Here is a 24,330-nt window from a genome sequence, read left to right as displayed (position 1 = left end):
AGTTATATTAGACTAAACCAACCCAAAACCAACCCGATTTAACCCAAAAACCGTCAATCTTAACTTTTTATCTAAACAAATCTACTTTCCGGATAATTTTTGGGAGATACACCATATTTTTTTTTAAATGCGGCAGCAAAATTGCTAGGTTTTCCATATCCAACAATTGCAGCGACTTCACTTACGTTCCAATCTCCTTCTAAAAGAAGTTGTGCCGCCTGAGTTAATCGTTGTTCGATGACATATTGGTGGATTGGCATACCGTAAAATAGTGAAAATCCACGAGTCAGTTTCGTCATACTTAAGTGTACTAGACGGGATAGTTCTTCACATGAAGGTGCAAAGGCAAGTTGACAATCTATAATACGCTTAGCCTCCATAATAGCGGTTCTTTCGGTACGGGATATGGAAATATTTTTCCCCATAAGAATATCCTGCTCAAACACTTCACCTAAATAAATAGACAGTAATTCCAGCAATTTGCCGTCAAGATATAGATAGCCTAAGCTACCTCGGTATTGGGTAAAACAACTTAGATCTGTTAAAATCTGTTTCATATTAGGTGTTACTGGAACTTTCGAAATTTCATTCAACAGTTTCTCCTCATAAACTGTAGCTTCACATTTTTCAAAATATTCCTCAAGAATATGCCTAAAATATGTAAGAGGAATTTTAATACTCTTAAATGAATATTCGCTATCCTTTTTATAGCAAATGTATTCTGTTCCTCCATGGCCAGTATAAATACAAGATTCATTTTTTTGTATACTCACAGACCTATAATTACCTGTCATTCCCCATGAAATTCCATCATTTAAGCAAAAAATTATTTGAATATATTCATTACTAACAGGACCTTGAACATTCATATCGCTTTCATAACACATTTTCCAATCAGCTAAAATTACACCATGCTTTATTTTTGTCTGAGAAATATTTCCTTTTCCTATTTTTAAAGGAATATCCATAGTAATCATTTGAGGAGAATTCAAAAGTAATTTGTAATAAATTTCATTTAAAGACCTATTTTTTGCCAACATACCATTTCCTCTCACAAAAGTTAGTTGTTTCTAATTGGATTATATGACTTAATTTTTTTTTAGGCAAGTCCCAAATTTCTTGTACTCTTTTTGCTTTTTTATTTTTTTCTGGCAAATAATAATGTATCTGATACTTTTACACATCTAAAATTTGCATATGATAACTCTTTTAATACTGCTTCCTCACTCTCATAATTCCAGTTCATTGGACAAGTTATTTCTCTAATCACCTTATTTTTATAAGAAATTCTATATGAAATCACCCATTCACATTTCTCCTTATTATTACAATTTATCTCTTTTATAAATGTTTCATATCGATTTTTACCTTGTTGTGCAATGGATATTGGTGTTCCAATAGGTACTGAAAGAAATTTTTTATTCAAAACTCCAATCAAAACAGGTGTACCCGTTTTTAATTTTTTCTCAAAAGTTTCCCACAAAGATTCTCTTTCTTCTTTTGTTAAATGTCCTAAGACACCCATACATAGTACTCCGCTTATATCGTCCTCAAAACTTGTCAAAATAAAAGAGACACCGACAAATATCAATGTCTCAAGATATTTTCTATTATTCTATTATGCTACTTTCCCCTCCCCTCTGCTGTCAAATTCTATATGTATCTGCCCTGTGGACTCCCATGTTTCACATGGAATTTCCATATATTTTAAAAATATGTTTCATTTCTAAACCTACATCTTATACTGACCATATACATAAATCATAATGTCTCGGATATCTCAAACAGCCTGCTTTATAGCCGCATACGAATTTTGTATTTCTCACCTATATATTGCAAAGAAATTCAAGATATTCCAGAACTTTCTTATAATCTGTTTATGTACATTGACTTTGCTGATTTGTACTTGTTGTCTGTCATATTTTTTCAACACAAAAAGGCCATTTAGAAATTTTCATTCTAAATGACCTTATTTATTACAAAGGCAGGAGGCCTTTGGCTTCTTAATGTTTTACTCCCGGTCAGATCCGGAACCAGCGTTTCTTATCTGTATCTACAGATACAAATACAAATTTCACAAGCCTATTAACACAAGATATTGTTGTAGTCAATTATGTATTTCCATATATGGCATCTCATACCATTTTCAATGAAATATCCTGTATTTCATTCTCCATTTCCTGCAAATTAGATGTCCATACGCCTTCTGATACCAGAATCTGCTTGATACTTTTATATATATCATCATTCAACATATTCGTTGCCTTCACTGCTGCATAATCATTTCCAGCAGTACATTTTCCCATCAGCCTTTCAAATCTTGTTTTATACTTTTTCTGATAACCAACCTCTTGCAGATCTTCATAAATTTCTTCCATATGCTGATAGATATTTTCCCACTGTTCCATACGAATTCCCATTACCCGTACAATATCATTTAATCCAATTGCTGTTATCGTATTTTTTCCGATTTTTTCATCATCTATACCTACTAGTCGAAATGGATTTTTCTTTGCCAGACCTATATAATCTGCTGGTTTATCCATACAGGGGTTTACGAGCCGATCTTCATTATCATTTTTCTTTCTGTTACATCGCAAACAAGCTGGAAATAAATTTTCCCACTCTACCACTAACCCTTCATGCGACTTTTTAGGTAAGAAATGGTCAATCGTTACATCTTTCGATTCAATTCCCAAAGCACATTCACAATACGAACATTTTCCATGGCTCATTTCCAGCAGTGCTTCTTTTAATGTTTTTTTTATTTTAGGTGAATTCCAGACATCTTTTTCTTTATCCTTTTTATATAGTTCTGTGAGCTCTTCTTTTACTTCATCAGTAAGCTCTTTCGGGCATTCTCCTCTATTGAGTTTTATCATCTGGTTCAATCATCTCCATGTCTAACTTCATAATCTTTCTTTCCTGACTCTCCGGATGTGTCATTTCCAGCAGCTTTTTATATAGATTTTTTGCCAGTTCATAATCTTCCGCATCTACCGCATCTGAGAATTGTTTGATCAGCATATTATACAATGGAGTTTTTCGCTCAACCCCCATCATCTGTTCCTGTATATTTTCAATACTCCAGCCATTATAATTTCCCTGTTCGCCCGCATATTGCATTTTACTGATGTCATAGATTTCACTTGCTGCTAATGCCTGAATGATAAACGGGGAATGCGTTGAAATGATAAACTGACATTTAGGAAAAGTCCTTCTCAGATCTTCAACGATTGTTTTTTGCCACTTTGGATGAAGATGCAGATCCAATTCATCAATCAATATAACCGCTTCCTCTTCCAAAGGATTTACAGACTGCGGATTTGCAATCGCAAGTCGTTTTGCAATATCTGCCACTACTGAAAGAACTGCTTTATAGCCACCACTTAACTGGTCAATCTGCAGATCAATTCCTTCACTATTTGTCAGAAGCATTCTTGACGGATTTAACTCTATTCGTAAATTACTATAACCTGGGATCATCCTCTCCAATGCTGTCCTGACACAATCAAGTCGTGGATTTTTATAATCGGGGTTTTCCCTCAGTCCTCGTAATTCAATGTCTTCCTCTGTCTTAAACCAATCATAGAAATCCCTGAAATAATTAACATTGTCAAAGCAGTTCCGTAAAGAATCCATCACTTCAAAATTCTTGATATGTCCACGTCTTGGAACCTCTCTTATAATCCTGTCTGTTCCATAATAAAGAACTAATGGCAGATATCCGGCTGTAACACATTCTATATATTTTTGTTTTAATTTTTTCAAATCATTCCCATTTTGTCCTCTTATCTCAATTGCTTCATCATAAGGAAAAATGGAAGCTTTTCTCCTTTTATTGGTCCATGTGTATTTTGCACCTTCAAGATCAATACCAAGCGTTACCGCTACACTTGAAGTTCCTTCTTTAATATCCGTGTTACTTAAATCACATTGTTTCACAGCCTCCCCGTTTACTGCACGCAGTACGGGAACAAACGCTTTGGTGATGGACTCCAGAATCGTTGTTTTACCGCTTCCATTGTCTCCAATTAAAGCCACAAAATTTCTATTTGCGAAATCTAATGCTGCAGAACGCATATTTCTAAAATTTATTATCTCTAAAAAATCTATTTTCACTGTATCACCTTCTACATTCTATTGTAATATCTGCATTATACCGCATACGCCAGTTTACCCGCAACCGTTTTAATTATTATATCCTACATTTTTATAATCACAGCACAAAGCTCTGCCATTCCATGCATTCATGAAAGGCAGCTCCTGTTTCTCTATTTCTTGTTCATTATCCTCTTCAACTTTCTGACACTGATCTCGATTACATCATAAAATAGAGATTCTACCGTCTCCCTGTCACATGTAAATCTTCTCTTTATCTCAGGTCATAATTTTTCGATTTCAATATCTAATGTTTTAGAAATTACATAATCTGCGACAGAAAATGTTCTTGCCAAAGCTATTGACTCCATATTACTTGCCCTTTCTTATCTTTTCCCTTTAATGCACATCATCTTTGCTGCAAAGTGTACGATATGCTTCTGCATCCTCCGGCATATCGTTCCTTTCATATATCTCAGCAATATATTCGGCTGTCAGCAGAACATCTTCATATGCTTCCAGTTCATTGTCTATTTCCATAGAAGCCCGGTAATTTTCCAGTGCTTCATTATCCCTATGGAGCTTATCATACACAAGACCTAAATTAAAATAACCGATACTGATTTGCCCGTGTATTTCAGGAAGGGTCTCTTTTTTAATCGCCAATGCCTCACTAAATATATCTGCCGCATCATTAAGTATTCCCATTTCATAATAAATCAGGGCAAGATTATTTAAACTGATTGCATAGTCCAAACTCCTCTTCCCATAAATATCTTTGCGTATATTCAACCCTTCTGTGCATATATCAATAGCATCTTCGTATCTTTCCATCTCCCGATATGCAGTTGACAGGTTATCATATACTGTTGCCAGAAATGCTGAATCCTCTGTAGAATTTTCACGGTACTCCCGTATAACTGTTTCAAATAGTGAAATAGCTTCGCCATACCTTTCTTCACTGGCATAGACCTGAGCAATATTATTTTTTGTTGCCAAAACCATCGGATGATCTGATGCATAAATCTCTTCTCTTATACACAGCGCACATCCATACAAATCTTCTGCTTTCGGATAGTCTCCTTTACTCCGGTATACAAGCCCCAGATTATTATAAATATCTGCTTTAAATGAAGACGGACCTGGCCAGATTTTATCCGCAATTTCTAAAGCCTCATTTAAACAATCCAGTGCTTTATCATATTCTGTAAGTTCATAATAGATCAATCCAATACTTCCATAGGATTGAATAATGTCTGGATGCTCTCTCTTTAATGTTTTTTGTTTTATTTCTAAAGCTTTTTGAAATAGGGAAAGTGCTTCTGAATATTTTCCCATATTATCATAAAGCAACGCATACCCATCATAAAAGGCAGCCATTTCCGGATGAGGCTTGTCCCCATAAATCTGCTTCATCCCCCGTTCCGCCTTCTGATAATAGGATCTTGCCTTGTCGTAATCTCCCGGATATCCACGCTCCCTAAAAAAAGAAGCCATATCGGAGTAATGTGTACTCAACTGTAGAATATCGGTTTCCGGATTCCGTTCAAATTTGTCTGCCGCCCAGAAATATAGTGCTTCAGCGCGATCCGATCGGTTCAGTTTTACATATATTCCTGCCAATAACTTTATAAGCACAACAACTTCAATATCGTCGGACGAATAATATTTTTTACGGATTGCCAGAGCTTTCCTCAAATACGAAAGAGATTTTGAAAATTGATACATATTATAGCTTACGTCTGCAAGATTGTAGTAATCTGAAGAAACGGTAATGGAATTCGGCCCGGACACTCGTTCATCTATTTCTAATGCCCTTTGAAAAAACTGATACGCATTATCATAGTTTCCTATATCATAATAAATATATGCAAGATTTGTCAGGAACTCTGCATCCTGTTCATTGCACAAATGGTTCCATAGCACATCCGAAATGGACCATGAAAACGGAATCAAATAAGACTTTTCTGCACCATGTTCCTGCTCTCCACAATCCATTTCTTTTGTAATGGAATGGATCACATATCTGCATTTTTCATATAAATGCTCCTCATTCTGAAACCGTATGGCAGAAGCGATAACAGAATGCATGATATATGTTGAAACAAGCTTTCCGTCGCTTTTAAGCCAACCAGTCTTTACCAGATATTCCAACTGTGACTTATGTTGAATCTCAATCCAATTTCTCACAGCTTTATATTGGAATGGGATTGCCGGTATCACGGAAAGCTGGCACAGCAAATCCTTATCTTGGATACGACACTTTGAAATCGTAAATAAGATTTTTAATTGTTCTGTTATCCTCTTTTCCGATTTCAATAATGGATGATGCGAATCAACATTTTCATTACTTATTCGAAATCCTTTTTGAACAAGCAACACATAAAACTCCTGCAAAGTTTTTTCTTCCATATTAGCTGTCTTTGCCAAAAGCTCCAGCATTACCGTATGATGTTCTATTAATCCCAGAATCTTATCCAAGTAATGATTATCGTGATCTCCCACATAATAATGATAAAAGATATCCCGGCAGTCTTCCTCTGGCAAATGGTCTACGGAATATCTATAAAGCCCGCCAATCTTTTCCGTTCTACTCGTTACCAGTATCCTGCAAGGCAGGTCTCCCAATCTTTCAATATCCGGATCCTGTCCTATCGTTTCCACATTATCAATTACAATCAGCAACTTCTCGCGCTGGATTTGTATCACATTGTATATATGTTCCCATGCCTCGTCCCTGTCTGTATACCCTTTTGTATCATGAAACGCCTCAATCAGAGAATCTTTCAACTTTCCATTTGTATATGTAACCCAAGCAATCTGATAAACGCCTGTAACATCACAGGACATGGAATAGATTTTTTTCAAAACAGATTTTGCCGTTTCCGTTTTACCTATCCCGCCTATCCCATATAGAAGCACCGATTTCCCGGATAAAACAATGGTAGTCCATAATTCATTTTCAAGTATCGTTCTGTCCACATAGAACGAATCAATATCTGTAGGCGGATCAGATATATATTCCGGTTTTTCCTGCTGGGCTTCTTTATTCTCTTTCATAACAGTCTGCAACAATGCCAATACCTGGTCTATTTTTTTATCCTGTTCCCTTTGTAGTTCGCCACTTAGCTGTATGTTATTCATCATAAACATAGGACACAAGATGTCATCTTTTATGATTTGGTCCTGAAAAGTGCGATACCACGCCAGGATATCATTCTGCTTTGCATATGCAGAATAGCGACGCAGTATGTTTGCAATCCGCTCAGGTGTTAAATACCCTTCCCGGCACCACGCATCAAAAATACATTCGCAAATTGCAGCGGATACATCTTCACTAGTCCCTTTGCAAAGATATTCCCCAACACTTTTCTCGATTGCTCCATATAACCTGCATTCAAACGAATCAGGCTTATCGCCTATTCTCTTTTTCAATTCTGTCCAGATTTTGCCGGTACCGATATCGGCAGCTTTCTCCGTCAGATATCCCATTACCGTAAATCCGGCAATCTCTTTTGTTGCTGCTGATATAATGATTGATGCCAGGCCCATATGTATTCCTCCACATTCTCTACTTATGACAGGTTCATCATCAAGTAATTACTTCCGAAGTTGCCCCCTTACCATATTCCCTTTTCATAAATTATCATACAAACAAATCCGTCTTGTCAATAAAGTATGGAAAATATCCCTGATTCTCCTTTACAATTTATAACATTTCTATTTCCCCGGCAAACATCATTTGAACACACCAAAACTCTTTTCACTCTTTCCGGCCGTTTGCGTTCTTAATAATAGCAATGATCGCCAGAACTATTTCCTGGTCGCATCGCTCCAATCCTCTATATAATTCAACCAGATCGTAATATTCTTCCAACGTTTTGCCCATTTCTACTGCACCTACTACATCTCTTTTGACATCTGATGTTCCAAGCAGATAATCCGTTGTCACATTAAAATAAGCTGCCACCTTTTTAAGAGATTCCACTTTGATAGATGCAATGTTCATTTCATATTTACTAAGCTGCTGCTGTGTTATTTCTAATTCTGTCGCCAAAGTTTCCTGTGTTAACCCCCGTTTTTCACGGAGCTGTCTGATACGATTTTCCATAATCAATCTCTCCTCTGCTTATTCATAATATCATGCTAACTCAAACAGCATACTTTGACACAAATAATAGAAGTAACCAGATACTCAATTATCATTTCCTCTTGCATTATCATAACAAAAAAACAGAGGGTTTCTAATTTATATTTTATCTACTTGTATTTCTTTTTTTTAATGGTAAAATGGAGAATATATTTTATACATAGGAGTACAGTATGAAAGTTTATTTTTTACCAATAACAAACACTAATTGGGAAAGACATGACACTGAATTGTTACATTATCTATCCGAATATCGTAAGAATAAAGTATTAGCTTACAGATACGATATTGATAAAAAATTATGTCTTTACGCAGCCCTTTTAGTTCGTATGAAATTGATATTGCTAACTGGTATTCCAAACAATAAACTAAATTTTTCCTTTCTTTCAACGAAAAAACCAGTATTTTTGTCTAATTCTTTATATCATTTTAATTTTTCACACACACGTAATGCAATTTTATGTGGAATTTCTTATTCTAATAATATTGGTGTTGATATTGAAAATATAAATACTGCGCCCTTTGAAATTATTGATAGCACTTTTCATTCGGATGAAAAAAATTATGTTATCTCATCAAAAAGTCCAGATATCGCCTTTTACGAAATCTGGACTCAAAAAGAAGCTTATATGAAATATAAAGGTGTTGGTTTAAATGACGATCTTACATTAGTAAATACAAAGCATCCTAAACTACTTCCATATTTCCTTACCTGGAAAAATGGTAACTATATATGCTCAATTTTTTCCGATGACATTTCCTCTGTTAATATAGAAACTATCAACGAGAAACAAATTATTCAGTTTTTTCTTTAATTAATTTCAAGCATATTCTTTCGGGTGGTTGTACATCAATAATTTCATAGTCTGAAAGATTGTTTGAAAACCATTCCCATTTTTTACACAGTTCCAACTGTTTCTGAGCAAACTTCAGATATACTGCACGATTTTCTGTTACATTAACATATTCATTCAAAACATTAAAAATACTATACGGCCAAAGATTGCTGTATTCCTCCAAATAGGTAATCTCTTCATTATCCGTCAGTCTTACCAAAGCCGGATAGTCCTGAAACTGACTATATAATTCTAAACTTCCATCTCGTGATCTTTCAACATATCTTTGGGGTTTCCACATAATTATCCCATCTGTATCACTTAAACTCAGTGTACCTGCATTGAATTCTACGCTAATTCTATGTAGAAAAATTGTACTGTTATCCTCATTAAGTGGATCCATCTGATTTTGTATTTTTAGTAGTACAGGTATATCTGATATTTTTCCATACATTATTGTTAGTGGATGCCCATATTTAGGTGCAATCGGGATGTCAAATTCCCATGTTGAAAAGGAACCAGCCAACCGTTCAAGAATATCAATCGTTGAAAAGAGAACATGCACGCTACAAGATATTTCTATACTATTTATTTTACTTTGTTTTTGAAGATTCTCACAATAACCCAAAAGAGATTTTATACGTTCATTATATGGATAAAAACTATTTATCATATAGAAACAATGATTTTTTATAGCTGTCTTCATACAATTAGCAGCCTCGACATATGAAACTGGCTGTTCCTGTAATACATTAATCCCTTTATTTAATAAACTCAACGCAATATCCGCTCCGGATCCTCCTACTATCCCAGATCTGATAACTACACATGCCAAATCTACTTCTAATGGATTGATTTCATCAATACTAGAAAATAGCTTAATACCATATTGTTCTGAATATTTCCTGGAACGTTCACTTCCACTTGCTAGTATACCTACTAATTTAAATCGCTCTTGGCCATATTTTTGAATTCCATGAATATATATACGTCCAAACGTTGTTCCACATACTATCACACGTATCATAAAACTCCTATCTCCTCATCTTCATAACTTTCTGAAAATCCATTAATAGCAATAACTCCTTCTTCAATTAATTTGCGAATTGTTTTCTGATTATTCAGTATTTCAAAAGGATAATAAACACCTGAATTATGGTGTTCTGACAATATACTTTTTATAACCTCTACCGCAATACCTGCACTTAATAAACTCGTATTAAATACCTTTACATATACAGAAATGGTTTTCTTTTTTCCATTGTATATACCATCTGCTTCTAAGTGCATTCCATACCAATTACCTCTTTCGCGAACTAAATTTTCCTGTAAAGCACTTATTTTCTTAGCCTCTAATACAAGTACGGACTCATCACATTCATGAGATAATTTTACACATGCCATTGATAATGCCTTATCTATTTCTTCATCCACAACAGCATTATAAAAATATGCTTGAGGAATCTTATATTTTTTACAAAGCATATCGAATTCCTCGGTAAAGTAGAGCCTCAAAGAAACATTTTCAGGAAATCCACCTTTTATATCTTTTTCTAGCAGATTATTATAGGTCATCTGCCCGGTATCCATATACATATTCACTTTTCCATAATTTTTAATGGCACTCATTATCACATCTTGACATGCCACAAGACTTCCCAATTCTCTACCGCCTACTATTTCCTTAAGTGTTATGACTTCATCCATTTTCCCCTCTAAAAATCCAACAGGAAGTATCCCGGTAAAACCGGGATAACATCCTGCTGATAAAACGTTGATAGTAGATATACTTACCGCTTTCGTACTATAAAACCTGCTTCCAAAAACATCAACATACGGAATCTTCATATTATTGGCTATTTTCATAGCAATATTACTATAAATATATGAAGGACCCGCACAATTAACTATAAGATCACATTTCTCATAAAAGTCATACAATGATGAAGGTTGTTGCAAATCTACAAATTTGTATATGCTCGCAACTGAATCTGATTGCATCATATGCCTCTGACCAAGTCGAACATCATATTGGGGAACGAGTTTTTCACACACTTTTTGTCCTATCTTACCTGTTCCGCCTATTATACCCACTAATTTTTTCAAGCTTTTACCTCCATCATGACAAATATTTTCGTATGTACCCATAGATCAACGGTATGTTATTATTATCCAAACATGTAAGATGATTTCCTGGTATTGCTTCATAACTTAAATTTCCTAATACTGTCTGCTGTAAAAAATCAGAATCAAATATCATTTCTGCCGGTAAGAAAAAGCCTGTATTGTCATTACACTGTAAAGCCAAAACATCTCCAATGTAAAAATCTTGAGCATAGTTCATTACACCACGATAATTATGTCTAAACATTCTATACAAATTTAAGATTCTATTACGCTCCTCGTCTAACTCTATTTTTTGATAATCGAGTAAAGAATCGAATCTTTGCTTCGGAGAAAGAGTACACAATTCCGTAAAGTATTTATTTACTTCTGAAAACTGCTCACCACAATTGCACAATTCCTCATTAGTTATAGCTGACTTTTTATCAGTCAAAACGGCTCTGACTGCATCTGATATTTGTTGATCCATGAGTTTATCTTGTTCACCACCATTCAAAATAATTTTGAATATCCTTTCCATGATTAGATCATTATCAATACATCTACTGCAGGTACGAGTATCTATTGTAACAATACCGTTTACATTTTTGCCTTGCTCCAATAGGAAACGACCCGTTTCAATTGCCATTAGCCCACCAATACAGTATCCAATTAAAACAATTTCGCATTTACTATATGCTTGCATCAATTTTTGGGCTATAACTTTTCCAATATCAGGGATCAGACATTCTGGTGCTGTTTCAAAGAACACCTGATTTTCACAAAGGTTTACACCTATAATTGTATAACTACCAAATTCCTCCTGTATCTTATTTATCAAACCGTTATACTGACTGAGAGAATTTATCCCATCTGGATATAACACAATAATTTTATTATCGTTTCCATTTCTAACAAAGTTCAAACGAACCAGTTCATTATCTTCTGATTCTTTTACATATTTGACATCCTCAAATACTTTCGCAAATCCCTCTATTGTCGGATTTTCCAGCATCTTACGCATTAATTCATTCCATTGGTATTCTTTTGCCAACGGTAATCTTTTCTTAACCTGCGAAATAGTTTGTGCAACTAAAAGAGAATCTCCTCCCAACTCATAAAAATTATCTGTAATACTGATATTTTCACGGTTCAATACCTCTTTCCAAATTTCAACGAGAATTTTTTCTTGTTCTGTTGAAGGCAATATTTTACTATCTTCATTAGTATCTTTTTCACTCTCCTCCATATGTATCTTTAATTTTTTACGGTCTACTTTTCCATTCGTGCTTAAATCAATTTTGGATACAATTTCAATATATTGAGGAATTTCATATACTGGCAATTCTTGCTCCAAATAGTTTAATAATTTGCCCTTCTCAATGTCTTTTCTACCTTTCCAAACGGACGCTATAAAAAGACATTGTCCTGCCAATGATAATTTGTCATCTATCCCTGGAAGTTCACATACTATTCTCGCATTCACTTGATCTAATAGCTTTCTCCACTGTTCTCTATTAAAGAAAATATGATTTATTTCTTTTCTATAATCCGTAATATCGTTTATAGAATATTCGAATTCCATCGAAGTCATTATTGCATATGACTCAACAGTTTCTTCAATTATAATAAAACTTGCATTTTCACGCATAACCTCTTTTAACTGTTTCATAACTTCCATTCCATTGTGCGCGTTATGTAGAACATTGGCACACAAAAGAACATCAAAATAAACAGCCGGAATATCTTGCTCTCTGTAATCCTGATTAATATCAAACAAACGGTATGTAACATTCTTATAGTCTGCGAAAGTCTCTTTTGCACTATTTAGGAAGAACGTTGAGATATCAGTAAACCAATATTCAACATTTTTATTTTTTAAACTTGGTATCAAGTCTCTACTAGTTCCACCAACACCTGCTCCCACCTCTAAAATATGCAATTGTTTTCCCTGGGCGTTTAATTGGCGTGCAATACTATTTACATACTTAATAATTACCTGATTTATATTTGTATTTACTATATTATTGCGGTACGCAGCTAACGCAGTCTGTGTTTTTCCTTCTGGAAATAGAATAGAAAGTGGATCTTTATTGCCAGATAAGAAATCTAATAAATGTTCCCCTGAATTTTTAAAATACTCAATCAACATTTGACTATAGTGTAATTTGTTTTCAATGTTCTGCAATCTATTCCACGATTCATTGATTTCCGCATTACTTATCAGTTCAACATTAGCTTGGAATACTTGGTTCCCTATAGAAACAAGATATTCTTCCTTACATAAAGCCTCCAGCCAACGTGTTAACAAAAAATCATACTTAGGAAGAACACCAAGCTTATCTCTTATCTGTTTAAAATCCCATAAACTACTTTTATTTACAAATATGCCTCTGCTTTGTAATGCATAGACAATATCTAAAAGAGATTTTTTATCTGCTGCCGCAACCCATTCCTCGAATAGATTACGATCAATATTTTTCATTAGACATTTAGCTGTCTCGGCACATTCGATTCCGTATGCTTCTGCCTCCTTTGTAGAAAAGTCTTTTTCTTCCGGAACAATAAAGGCAGCTAACTTTTTTTCATTCCCAGCCGTATTTACCGCATCTACGACAACCATTTCTGTTCTTGCATAATTACTTATTTTCTTTTCAATTTCTTGTAATTCAATCCTATGTCCATTGACCTTTATCTGCGTATCATCTCTCCCTAGAAATTCAATCCATCCCTCCGGATGATAGCAACCAATGTCACCGGTATAATATATCCTCTCTCCTGAAACCGGATGTAATTTAAAACGTTCCATAGTTAAATCATTTCGTTTATAGTATCCTTCCGCCAACCCTCTTCCGGAAATGAAGATCTTTCCTGGAACATAATTCGGACAATCGTTATATTTATCATCCAATATATAGAATTTCTGATTCGAAAGCGGATATCCATACGGTATGCTTTTCCAGTTTTTTTGTATTTGATCTATCTCATAATAAATAGACCATATGGATGCCTCTGTAGCACCACCTAAACTTATAATCTTAGCATTGGGCATAACTTGATTTATCGCTTCAGGTAATGAAACAGGTATCCAATCTCCTGACATCATAATTGTTTTTACAAAATCAAACTTGTCAGTTCTGGACTCCATCGCCATTGTCATCATCTGCATTTGTGCCGGCACCATATTTAATAAATTAATGTGATAAGTTTCCATTAATTCAATCCAACTATAGGGATTTTTTAAATCCTCATCTTTTGGATATACTAAAACACCACCAGCCTTAAAAATTCCAAACAAATCAAATACAGATAGATCAAATGACAATTTTGCCAATCCCAACGCAACTACATCATCCGCTATATTAAACCGGGCATTGATGTCTTGGATCGTATTATAAGCTGCCTGATGTGTTATAACTACCCCTTTGGGGCTTCCCGTGCTTCCGGAAGTATAAATAACATATGCAATCTGATCTGGTGTAACGTCTTCCACTACAATATTTTTTTCTGCTGGCTCTATCGACGCTGTATAGATAACATTTTTATATCCTATGAAATTTATCGTATCTGTAACTATTGCTTTTGCTTTTACTTCATCCAGTATTTCACATATCCTATTGTATGGATTGTCTAAACTAATTGGTACATAGCTACATCCCAAAGCCAATGTTCCAATTGTAGCTGCCACTTGCCATATTCCTTTTGGCAAAATAACAGCGACATAGTCCTTTTTCTCACAACCACAAGCAATGAGTTTACTTTGAATAGCGCTTATATACTTTTCCAAATCATGGTATGTATATTTCTTATGGTCATATATGAAAGCTATATGATTTGGCCGACTTTTTAAAGTATTGACATATCCTGAGTGTAACGTTTTTGCAACAAACTCTTTCTTTGTTTTATTAACTTTCACTCTTACTTTTTTAGTTTCATCCGGCAATGGTACAATCAATGTTTTATCCATAAATTCGTAGTTTTTGCAAAATAGCATCAACACATTTTCAAAAGCATTAAAAATGTCATTTATCATGCCTTCGGGAAAAATATCATTTCTCACATCCCAATTAATCAACAGTTCTTCATTTATTTCTGAAACCTGACAATCAATCCATACCTGCGGTGTCTGGCTAATTTTATACTCTACGGATGTATTCGCAATCTTTGAAATACTATTTTCCATTCCAAGCATACTTGTAAATACAATAGGTACAATCACATGCGATTTAGTCTGCCGGGTCATCTCTCGTATTACCTGTACGCCAGAAAACATAGAATGTTCTATGTCTCTCCAGAGCTGTTCTTGTATTGTCAGAATTTTTTCTTTAAAATTTTCAGTTTTGTTCTTCAAATCTACCTGCAGAATATTTGTAGTTGTAAAATCGCCAACTATATTTTGAATATTTTCGTCATAATCTGGTCTATTTAATAAGGTAACATTAATGCAGAAATTTTTATTTCTAATCCATTTGCCAAGAACAGATGCATATACAGTCAAGATAAAACTGGAAGGAGTAATTCGTGCCTTATAAAGTTCATTCTTAACCGCAATCCATTTTTCGGCAGCAACACGTGTATTAAATTGAATAAACTTTATTTGCTGTTTCTTATCACTTGATATGCACATAGGCAGATCAAGTTCAACAGGTAAATGCTCAATCCGTTTCATCCAATATTCTTTGTCGATTAAATATTTCTCGCTATCTTGCATTTGATTCTGATATAGAACAATATCACGATACGAAATACTAAATGGAACACTCTCAGCATCAGGATGATTATAGTAAAAAACTAAATCTTTTAAAATAATGTTGGTACTTATAAAATCCGATATCATCATATCAATAGAAAAATGGAGTATACACATCCCATCATCGAAAAATGTGGCTTCAAGTTCGCATAATGGCCATTCTCCAACATCATATTTCTTTTGTGCCAAGCGACTTCTTACTTCCGCAATACATTGATCTTGTTTCTCTATCGGTTTTGTAACTATACTATTCAACAAAACTTTCTGCCACGGCACTTCTTTTTGAATAACCTGATATCCTTCTTCATAAATAACAGCTCTTAGCATATCGTGTTTCTCAATCACTTTGTTCCATGCCTTTTCCAGTATAGATATATCCGTAAAATCTGTTTTTACTTCAAAATAAGTATGGCAGCTAAATCCTCCAAATTCATATACACTACTATTTCCTAACATGTAAGCTGCTTGCACATCTGTCAAAGGAAATGGGTTATATTTATGCTCGGCATCTGGTTTTATCTCTTTTTCCCTTAACAAATACTCTATAATCTGCTGCTTATTTTTTTTCAATACCTCCTTAATTTCTGATGTCATCACACCCTTCGGGGCTTTAAATTTAAGATTTTCCTTATCTAAAAAAAGTTCTATTCCCATTTTCTGATACTCTTCTATCAATTCCTCGATCTTCATATGATTTCCTCCTCATATTCATCCTGCGAACTATTTTCTTCATCAACCTTTTCAGATAACGTCCGAATTGTAGATGCAACAAGCAATGTTCTTAATGAAAGATGCTTTTTTAATATACCATTTGATTCCAATTTCCCCATCAGCACATTCCCTTTTAGACTATCACCGCCACATTTAAAGAAATCATCATCTCTGAAAACGGTACTTACTCCTAATACATCCTTCCAAACTTCCCCTATCAGTATTTCTGTTTCTGTCAATAACGGTTCTTTTCTTTCAATGCTTTCATATTTTACATCGGCCTTTATAATATTCATTATTTCAGTCCTATCAATTTTTCCATTATTGCTTAATGGAAGTTCATCAAAAAAGAAGACCTTTTCTGGCAACGCATATTGGGGCAAATGTTCGCTTAAAAAGTGTAATATTTTTTGTTCTTCATCAAAATCATCAATGGCAACCTTTACAGTAACTGCTGCATACAATTGTTGGTTTTCCTTGTCCAATAACACTACAGCATTTTTAATCTGGTCGAACTGGTATAATATAGACTCTATTTCTCCTAATTCAATCCTATGTCCATGAATTTTTACCTGGAAATCTTCTCTCCCTAAAAATTCAATATTTCCATCAGACCAGTATCGACCCAAATCACCTGTATCATATATACGTTCGCCTGTGATTGGGTGGCTTACAAATTTCTCCTTTGTTCTTTCAGTGTCGCCGTAATACCCTTGCGCTACTCCTTTTCCTCCAATAAATAACTTTCCTGGTACCCAACAAGGAGTGACATTAAAATTATCATCAAAAATATAAAATTGCTGATTACTTAGTGGTTTACCATATGGTATGCTCTTCCAATCCTGTTCAACTTCTTCAATTACATAATAATTTGACCAAATCGAACATTCTGTTGCTCCCCCTAAACCTACGATTGTTGTAGCAGCCAGGTTTTTCTTAATTCTATTTGGCAACGTAGTAGCTATCCAGTCTCCACTTAAAAGCACTAGCCGTACAGAACTTGCTAACAATTGTTCCTTTATCTCCAAATAATCATTAATCAGTTCCATATATGCAGGTACAATATTACAAATAGTAATATGGTATTTCTGTAAAATCTCAATCAGATATACAGGATCATTCTTTTTTTCATAATTTGGAATTACAATCGTACCTCCACATGCCAACATTCCAAATATGTCATATACCGATAAATCAAAATTCAAATTTGATATGGCTAATATTTTATCTGTTTCTGTAACCGAAAATTTATGATTAATATCCAAAATAGTGTTTTCGGCATTCATATGGTTTATCATAACCCCTTTTGGTATACCGGTAGTTCCAGATGTATAAATCAAATACATTAAATCTGTTGACATACAAGCAAAATCTGATATTTCAATATCATTCTGATATGTATATGTATCAACATCCATAACTCTATACTTTGAAATATCCAATTCTATAAATCGGTCAATCCATGACTGTTTCAAAATCAAAGAAATATTCGCATTGTCGAGTATATTCTCTACTCTTATTCTTGGATTTTGGGGATCAACAGGGACATATGCACATCCTGCATTAATAACTCCAAGCACCGCAACAATCTGTTCCCATCCTTTTTCCATCACTATTGCAATAATAGATCCTTTTTTTATCCCTTGGTCATGTATATATTTAGTAATGTTAGCAGACAAACAGTTCAGTTCTGAATATGATAAAGTTCCATTATCCGCAATTACTGCTTCTTTATTCCTCAAACTTCTTAGATTTTGAATAATCATATCCATCATGCTAGTGTTACTTATAAAATTCTGAGTTTTGTTTGCAGTTAGAATATTCTTGCATATAGGAATTTGTAACAAACTTCCAACTGTCAGATCCCATTTCTCTTTAGCCTCACATAACAAGTCAATAAGATGAACATAGGTATCAAACATTTCATCTATCATTCCATCAGGAAATAATTCTACAACATAATCCCATGTCAATAATACTGTACCATTCTGTTCCATGATCTGATGATCTAACCATGTTTGCGGTGTTTGCGATAATCCCTCCACAATTTCACCTAAAAATGTATCCGGTCCTCCATCTGTATTTGTGTTGAATCCCAAACCACTTGTAAATACAACAGGCATCATCACTTGATTTTTGCCGGAATTTGCTTTGTTTAGCTCTCTTTCTACCCATACGCCACCAACAGAAATATGTTCTAAGTCCTCCCATAATTCTTTTTGAATAGCACTACAATGGTTTACAAAACTGCTATCATTATCAACATTTACCGTTAATAATATCAGTGATGTGAAATCTCCAACCAGCCTCATTACATCTTCGTGCAGCAGCATACGGTTAAAGCATGTCAAATTAATTGTAAAACTATCAGATGCACTCCATCTGGACAAAATTGCAACATATGCAGACAGAATAGCAGTGGCAGGTGTTATTTCCGATTCTTTTGCCAACTTTTTAAATCTTTTCCACTTCCCAGACGATAATTGGTATTTCTTTCTTCTAAAAGATTGATTTTTAATGGAAGTCGGTGCGCTCTTAACCGGCAGCATCGGGGCTGGCTTGATTGCGCTCAATTTTTCCCTCCAATACATTTTATCCTGTTCATATTTTTCAGTAGTTTTTAGTTGCTCCAATGCGACTACATAATCTCTGAATCTTAATTTAGGTACATATATATCGCTGTAATTTTCATATACTTTTTTCCATTCACCAAGAATATACAGCATACTCCATCCATCAAATATAATATTATCAAAACTAACATGAATGAAAATTTCATCTGCGTTCAAAACAGTAACCGAAACATCAAAAAGAGGCCATTTATGCGGATTAAACTGCTGTTGACTTTTTTCGTTTCGCACATTCTCCAAGATACTGATTTTTTCTTTCTCGCTTCTATTTTGAAGATTTCTAACTTCTATTGAATATTCTGGCACATTCTCCATAACAACTTGATGTTCACCATCCGGCAATACTACTGCTCTCATCATATCATGGCTTTTTATCATAATATTCCACGACTCTTTAATCCGACGAACATCAATATCCGAACATTTCATTTCAAAATAGCAATGTGTTGATACTTTTCCTAACTCAAATCCTCCCTCTCTTCCCAACCAATATGCTTGCTGTACTTCAGTTAGTGGAAATGGTTCATTCCAATTAGCAACATCCGGACATATTTTTATATCGTGCGGATTTTCCTGAACCTGTTTTACCTTTTTCCCTTCAATAAATTGGCATTGTTTTTGAAAGTTTGACAACTTATAAATATCCGCAATTTTCATTTCTATATGAAAGACTTCATAAATCTTAGTTGATAGTCTATTCGCCAGAAGAGAATCGCCTCCCAATTCAAAATAATTGTCATTCTTACTTATTCTCTCAACCTGTAAAACAGACTTCCATATCTCTCCCAGTTTTATTTCTACCTCAGTTGCAGGTTCAATAAACTCTTCTTCATTGGTTACTGCAGGAACCGGAAAACTTTTTCGATCTATTTTTCCATTTTGGTTCAAAGGGAAAGAATTCATAGCAATATAATAGGAAGGTATCATATATTCTGGAAGCCGCTCCTCTAGTATCAAATCCATTTCCATTTTACTTAATTCATCAATTACCCATTCATTCTGAAATAGTAAAATATTTTCACAAAATATTTTATCCTTATCATCATATAAGCAAAACGCCATCTTCATACCTGCATCTTTAAAATACTTCTTCCACCCATTTACAGACAATAACGGAGAGACTGTATGTCTTATATTACAAATGTCACAAAATCCCTTTTCAATAATGCCTGTAGATATATTGATTACTGGATGATCACGTGTCACTTCAAATGCAACTACAGTGCCTGTCGGCTTAAGAAGTTTAATAATATTATCAATAACCAATGGCAGATTTTTCATTGTATGAAGAATATCTTGTGCAATAATTACATCAAACTGATGCCACATTTCCATATTCGCGCATTCATTATCTCCAATATCTTCATTAAGATAAGAACACTGTCCCTCCAGATTATCCTTCATTCTGTTCAAATAGAATAATGATGCATCCATATAAGTATATTTATAATTAAAATCAAATGCTTTTAAAGACCTATGAATAGCTTGAGTTCGTTTAATATTTCGAGATCCAATTTCAAGGATCTGAATAGGTCTATTCTCTCTACCACTTTTTTCAAATAGTTTTGAAAAAATAACCGGCATCTGCTCTTCCAAAAAACTATAATAAGGCAAACGTTCAATAAGTTCCTCTGGCCCAAGATATTTCGCATTTCCAATAATATTTGAAACGTTTTCCTTATTAGTAAGCAGTTCTAATGCTATACTGTAAAATTGATACAAATATTCTTTGTACTCATTCCACAAATCATTATTTTCCCAACGTCCTACCACATCTCCAAAGTCTACTGTATTTTCAAACATATTACCGGATTTAACAAGATATTTATTTTCAACAAGTAATTCTAACCACTTGTCCATCAAATATTCATAGTCATCACTAATGCCGCTTTTAACAAGCATCTCATATGTAGAGAATCTGGCATTTTTTTCAGAATATCCACCTAAACTATCAATCACTTTCATAATAAAAATACAAGAATAGTCTGCCAGAAACCTTTCTACCCTCTTATTACTTTGTACTATTCCATCATCGGCACAACCGATAGAAACCAAAGCATTTACATTCATTAAATTATCGGCTTTAATTTTATTCCAAATTACATAAGCGGCCAACTGTTTATTTTTAGCTGCATCTGAAACCGCAGTCACAATACAATCATTTACCTGAGGCATTTCTTTAATTGCATTCTCTATTTCACCTAATTCTATACGGTGTCCATGTATTTTTACTTGATTATCCTTACGACCAAGAAATTCAATTAAGCCATTATCCCAAAATCTACCCAAATCTCCCGTTCTATACCAACGGCTGGTACCATTCATAATAAACTTCTTATTAGTTAATTTCTCATCATTAACATACCCAGTTGCTACTCCATCACCACCTATCCACAATTCGCCAATTACCCAGTTTGGACAATCATGACCGCTCTCATTAACTACACGATACTTTTGATTCGGTAATGGGCTGCCATACGGAATAGATACCCATTCATGAGGAACCTCTTTAGACACAATAAAATAGTTTGACCATATTGCACCTTCAGTAGCTCCTCCCATTGCTATGATCAATCCGTTTATTACAACTGCATTTATATGAGAAATCAAAGTTGGAGTAATCCAATCTCCTGATAAAAATACTTTCATAGAATCATATGTCAATTTGTGACTTATTGCATATTCACACAGCATCTCCATAAGCATCGGTGCTGAATTAAATACTGTAACTGAATATTCTTTAATATATCTTGACCATACAGCCGGTTCTTTCCTATCTTTATCGTCAATAGTTACTATTGTCCCACCTACTTGAAGTAAACCAAACAAATCATAAATTGATAAATCAAAATCAAATTCAGATACCGCCAGAGCTTTGTCCTTTTTGCTAATTCCCCACATTTTATTTATTGCTGTTATTGTATTCAATGCCTGACCATGTGTAATTTCAACACCTTTTGGTGTACCTGTAGAACCAGATGTAAAAATAATGTAAGCCAAATCCTCTTTTTTAACAGGAAAAACAGGCAATTCAGAAGAATATTTATCGGCGTCATTTACGTTAATAATGGTCATACCGTCAGGCCATTCAAGAACATCAACATACCTCTGGCTTGTTATCACGTTTTTTATCAATGCAGTCTCTACAATTCGTCTACGTCTTTCTATTGGCTGTTGCGCACTAATAGGCACAAATTTTGCCCCCAAAAAAGAAACACCTAAAACCGTTGCTATTTGCTCAATTCCTTTCTCAATACAAATTGCAACAGAATCTCCTGATGAAATTTTATTTAATTTCAAAAGTCCAGCTATCTTCTTTGCTTTGTTATACAATCCCCAATATGTTATCTTTGCACCAGTACCACCTTCTATAACAGCAATCCGTTCCTGTTCTGTATATGCCATCCTCATAAATGAACTAAACAGATTTTCATCCTCGATTTCCATCTTACTTTCCAAATCTTTCCTGATTTTTAGTTGGTGCGATGGTAACATTACAAATTGTTTATCCCAATTATCGGCAACTGACAATTTTTCTAATACATTGATATAACAACCAAACATGTCCTCTATTATCTTACCTGGAAACAATTCAGCGACATAATCCCAAGCAATTAAAATCCCCTCATTTAATTCTATAGTTTGGTTATCCAACCATACTTGGGGCGTTTGAGTAATCATATACGAAAGATGACCTATGCTTTCTTCAAAGGTTTCAGAAATCATAGCCTCTCCCACATTATATGAAAAAACAACCGGTGCAAAAAAGCGTGAATTAGGATACAATTTTGTCATTTCACGTTGTACTTCAACCCCGCTATAAGCTGTATATTGTATATATTTCTGAAACGTCTGGCTTATAAGTCTTAAATGCTCACTAAAACTGTGAGTTTCATTTATCGATACTGGCAGCAATAGCAAATTTGTAAAGTCTGCTACCGCATCTTCAATATTATTCACATTCGTAATACGATTAAATATTGGTATATTAATCAAAAATTCTTTTTCACTTGACCAATAACTTACCACCTCTACATATGCGGTTAAAAGAATCATGGCTAATGTTGCTTCAGAATGACGCGCTTTGTCTGCTAACAACATCCATGTATTCTTATCTATAATTCTACTTTTTCTTTCAAAAATAGGATTCACAATTTTAGAAGGGTCTTTGGCCAGTGGTAACTCCGGATTCTTAGGTAGCTCCCTTAATCTGCTATTCCAAAATTTTTTTGATTCAATATATTCATTATTCTTTATAGTCTTTTCCTGTTCCAAATACTCCAAAAAAAGCATATCAAATCTTTCTGCATACTTTTCCGGAAATTTATATGCATTAACCAGATCACGGAATATTATTTGTAAACTCTGCATATCAGCTACCAGCATATCAATATCTATTACCATTTTTTTACTATCAGGCAGCTCTATGATTTCCAATGCAGCCCCTATTCCATGTTCAATATCTAATTTCTTATGTGATAATTCTTTCCTTAGTTTTAAAAAATGATTTTCCGCCTCATTACTAGAATAAGTACTCAAATCATGAATTTTGATAGTGTTTTTTGTGTTATCCAATATACAAAATTTTCCATCTTTCTGAAAACAGGCACGTAACATAGGGTGATAATTGACAACTTTTATCCACGCTTTTCCCAATCTTTCTATAGAAATATCAGCTTCACAGTCAAATTCAAAATAAGCATGACATGCTCTACCACCCATTGCCTGTTCTGAATCCCTTCCAGTCCAATAGGCATACTGTACATCCGTCAACTGAAAAATTTCTTTATTTTCATGCTCTGGTAACTCATAGTTAAAATTGATCTTCTGTTCACTATTTAATAAAGAAAACCAATCATCAATTGTTTTAGAATTTGCTAAATCTTTAAATTTTACATTATATCCCTTTTTCTTCCATCTATTTTGTAAGCGCATCAATTGCAATGAAGTAATACCAACTTCTGGCAATTGATACTTTCCATTTTCGGCATCAATTTGTGGTATACACTTCTGAATGTCATCAATAAATTCCATTTTACGCATAATGTA

Annotated in this window: 11 protein-coding genes; 1 reads left to right on the top strand and 10 read right to left on the bottom strand. The window is 34.2% G+C overall.

From position 1 onward, the window contains the following. Positions 1-71 precede the first annotated feature (71 nt). The 6 genes from LJE12_RS01885 to LJE12_RS01860 all read right to left on the bottom strand — a co-directional run bounded on the left by LJE12_RS01885 (position 72) and on the right by LJE12_RS01860 (position 8,212). Positions 72-1,040, bottom strand: coding sequence for a helix-turn-helix domain-containing protein (locus LJE12_RS01885; protein WP_055153123.1), 969 nt, complete (start codon positions 1,038-1,040; stop codon positions 72-74). A 98-nt stretch (positions 1,041-1,138) separates the two neighbouring features. Further along, positions 1,139-1,525 (bottom strand): hypothetical protein, encoded by a 387-nt coding sequence (locus LJE12_RS01880; RefSeq protein WP_055153125.1) that lies wholly within the window; start codon positions 1,523-1,525, stop codon positions 1,139-1,141. 610 nt (positions 1,526-2,135) lie between these two features. Continuing rightward, positions 2,136-2,882 (bottom strand): HNH endonuclease, encoded by a 747-nt coding sequence (locus tag LJE12_RS01875; protein WP_055153127.1) that lies wholly within the window; start codon positions 2,880-2,882, stop codon positions 2,136-2,138. Next, the gene (locus tag LJE12_RS01870; protein WP_118613640.1) at positions 2,866-4,122 is read right to left on the bottom strand and encodes an AAA family ATPase; all 1,257 of its coding nucleotides are present in this window, start codon (positions 4,120-4,122) and stop codon (positions 2,866-2,868) included. The genes LJE12_RS01875 and LJE12_RS01870 overlap by 17 nt, the downstream gene beginning before the upstream one ends. Before the next feature lie 378 nt (positions 4,123-4,500). Next, positions 4,501-7,653 (bottom strand): tetratricopeptide repeat protein, encoded by a 3,153-nt coding sequence (locus LJE12_RS01865; protein ID WP_227226479.1) that lies wholly within the window; start codon positions 7,651-7,653, stop codon positions 4,501-4,503. Between the two features lie 211 nt (positions 7,654-7,864). Continuing rightward, entirely contained in the window at positions 7,865-8,212 is a 348-nt protein-coding gene (locus LJE12_RS01860) for a helix-turn-helix domain-containing protein (protein ID WP_227226480.1), read from the bottom strand. A 212-nt stretch (positions 8,213-8,424) separates the two neighbouring features. On the opposite strand from LJE12_RS01860, the gene LJE12_RS01855 reads away from it, so the two are divergent. Then, positions 8,425-9,066, top strand: a complete 642-nt coding sequence (locus LJE12_RS01855) for a 4'-phosphopantetheinyl transferase family protein (protein WP_227226481.1) — start codon at positions 8,425-8,427, stop codon at positions 9,064-9,066. Here the strand turns inward: LJE12_RS01855 and LJE12_RS01850 are convergent. Genes LJE12_RS01850 through LJE12_RS01835 form a run of 4 tightly spaced genes read right to left on the bottom strand, consistent with a single transcriptional unit; the run spans position 9,047 to position 24,324 of the window. Then, positions 9,047-10,114 (bottom strand): Gfo/Idh/MocA family oxidoreductase, encoded by a 1,068-nt coding sequence (locus LJE12_RS01850; RefSeq protein ID WP_227226482.1) that lies wholly within the window; start codon positions 10,112-10,114, stop codon positions 9,047-9,049. The two genes, LJE12_RS01855 and LJE12_RS01850, sit on opposite strands and share 20 nt — an antisense overlap. Next, the gene (locus tag LJE12_RS01845) at positions 10,111-11,193 is read right to left on the bottom strand and encodes a hypothetical protein (protein ID WP_227226483.1); all 1,083 of its coding nucleotides are present in this window, start codon (positions 11,191-11,193) and stop codon (positions 10,111-10,113) included. Before LJE12_RS01845 ends, LJE12_RS01850 begins: the two co-directional genes overlap by 4 nt. A gap of 13 nt (positions 11,194-11,206) precedes the next feature. After that, entirely contained in the window at positions 11,207-16,630 is a 5,424-nt protein-coding gene (locus LJE12_RS01840; protein WP_227226484.1) for a non-ribosomal peptide synthetase, read from the bottom strand. Further along, positions 16,627-24,324 (bottom strand): non-ribosomal peptide synthetase, encoded by a 7,698-nt coding sequence (locus LJE12_RS01835; protein WP_227226485.1) that lies wholly within the window; start codon positions 24,322-24,324, stop codon positions 16,627-16,629. Before LJE12_RS01835 ends, LJE12_RS01840 begins: the two co-directional genes overlap by 4 nt. Between the last annotated feature and the right edge of the window lie 6 nt (positions 24,325-24,330).

This window comes from Blautia sp. DFI.6.71, assembly GCF_020593585.1.
Classification (GTDB): Bacteria; Bacillota; Clostridia; order Lachnospirales; family Lachnospiraceae; genus Blautia_A; species Blautia_A wexlerae.
Note: the sequence above shows the minus strand (reverse complement) of the source record. Positions and strands in the feature narration are given on the sequence as shown.

What these genes read in the sequence shown, in the direction of transcription:
- LJE12_RS01860 (WP_227226480.1), bottom strand. Translation starts at nt 8,212, where the DNA reads ATGGAAAATCGTATCAGACAGCTCCGTGAAAAACGGGGGTTAACACAG.
- LJE12_RS01855 (WP_227226481.1), top strand. Translation starts at nt 8,425, where the DNA reads ATGAAAGTTTATTTTTTACCAATAACAAACACTAATTGGGAAAGACAT.
- LJE12_RS01885 (WP_055153123.1), bottom strand. Translation starts at nt 1,040, where the DNA reads ATGTTGGCAAAAAATAGGTCTTTAAATGAAATTTATTACAAATTACTT.
- LJE12_RS01880 (WP_055153125.1), bottom strand. Translation starts at nt 1,525, where the DNA reads ATGGGTGTCTTAGGACATTTAACAAAAGAAGAAAGAGAATCTTTGTGG.
- LJE12_RS01835 (WP_227226485.1), bottom strand. Translation starts at nt 24,324, where the DNA reads ATGCGTAAAATGGAATTTATTGATGACATTCAGAAGTGTATACCACAA.
- LJE12_RS01875 (WP_055153127.1), bottom strand. Translation starts at nt 2,882, where the DNA reads ATGATAAAACTCAATAGAGGAGAATGCCCGAAAGAGCTTACTGATGAA.
- LJE12_RS01865 (WP_227226479.1), bottom strand. Translation starts at nt 7,653, where the DNA reads ATGGGCCTGGCATCAATCATTATATCAGCAGCAACAAAAGAGATTGCC.
- LJE12_RS01840 (WP_227226484.1), bottom strand. Translation starts at nt 16,630, where the DNA reads ATGAAGATCGAGGAATTGATAGAAGAGTATCAGAAAATGGGAATAGAA.
- LJE12_RS01850 (WP_227226482.1), bottom strand. Translation starts at nt 10,114, where the DNA reads ATGATACGTGTGATAGTATGTGGAACAACGTTTGGACGTATATATATT.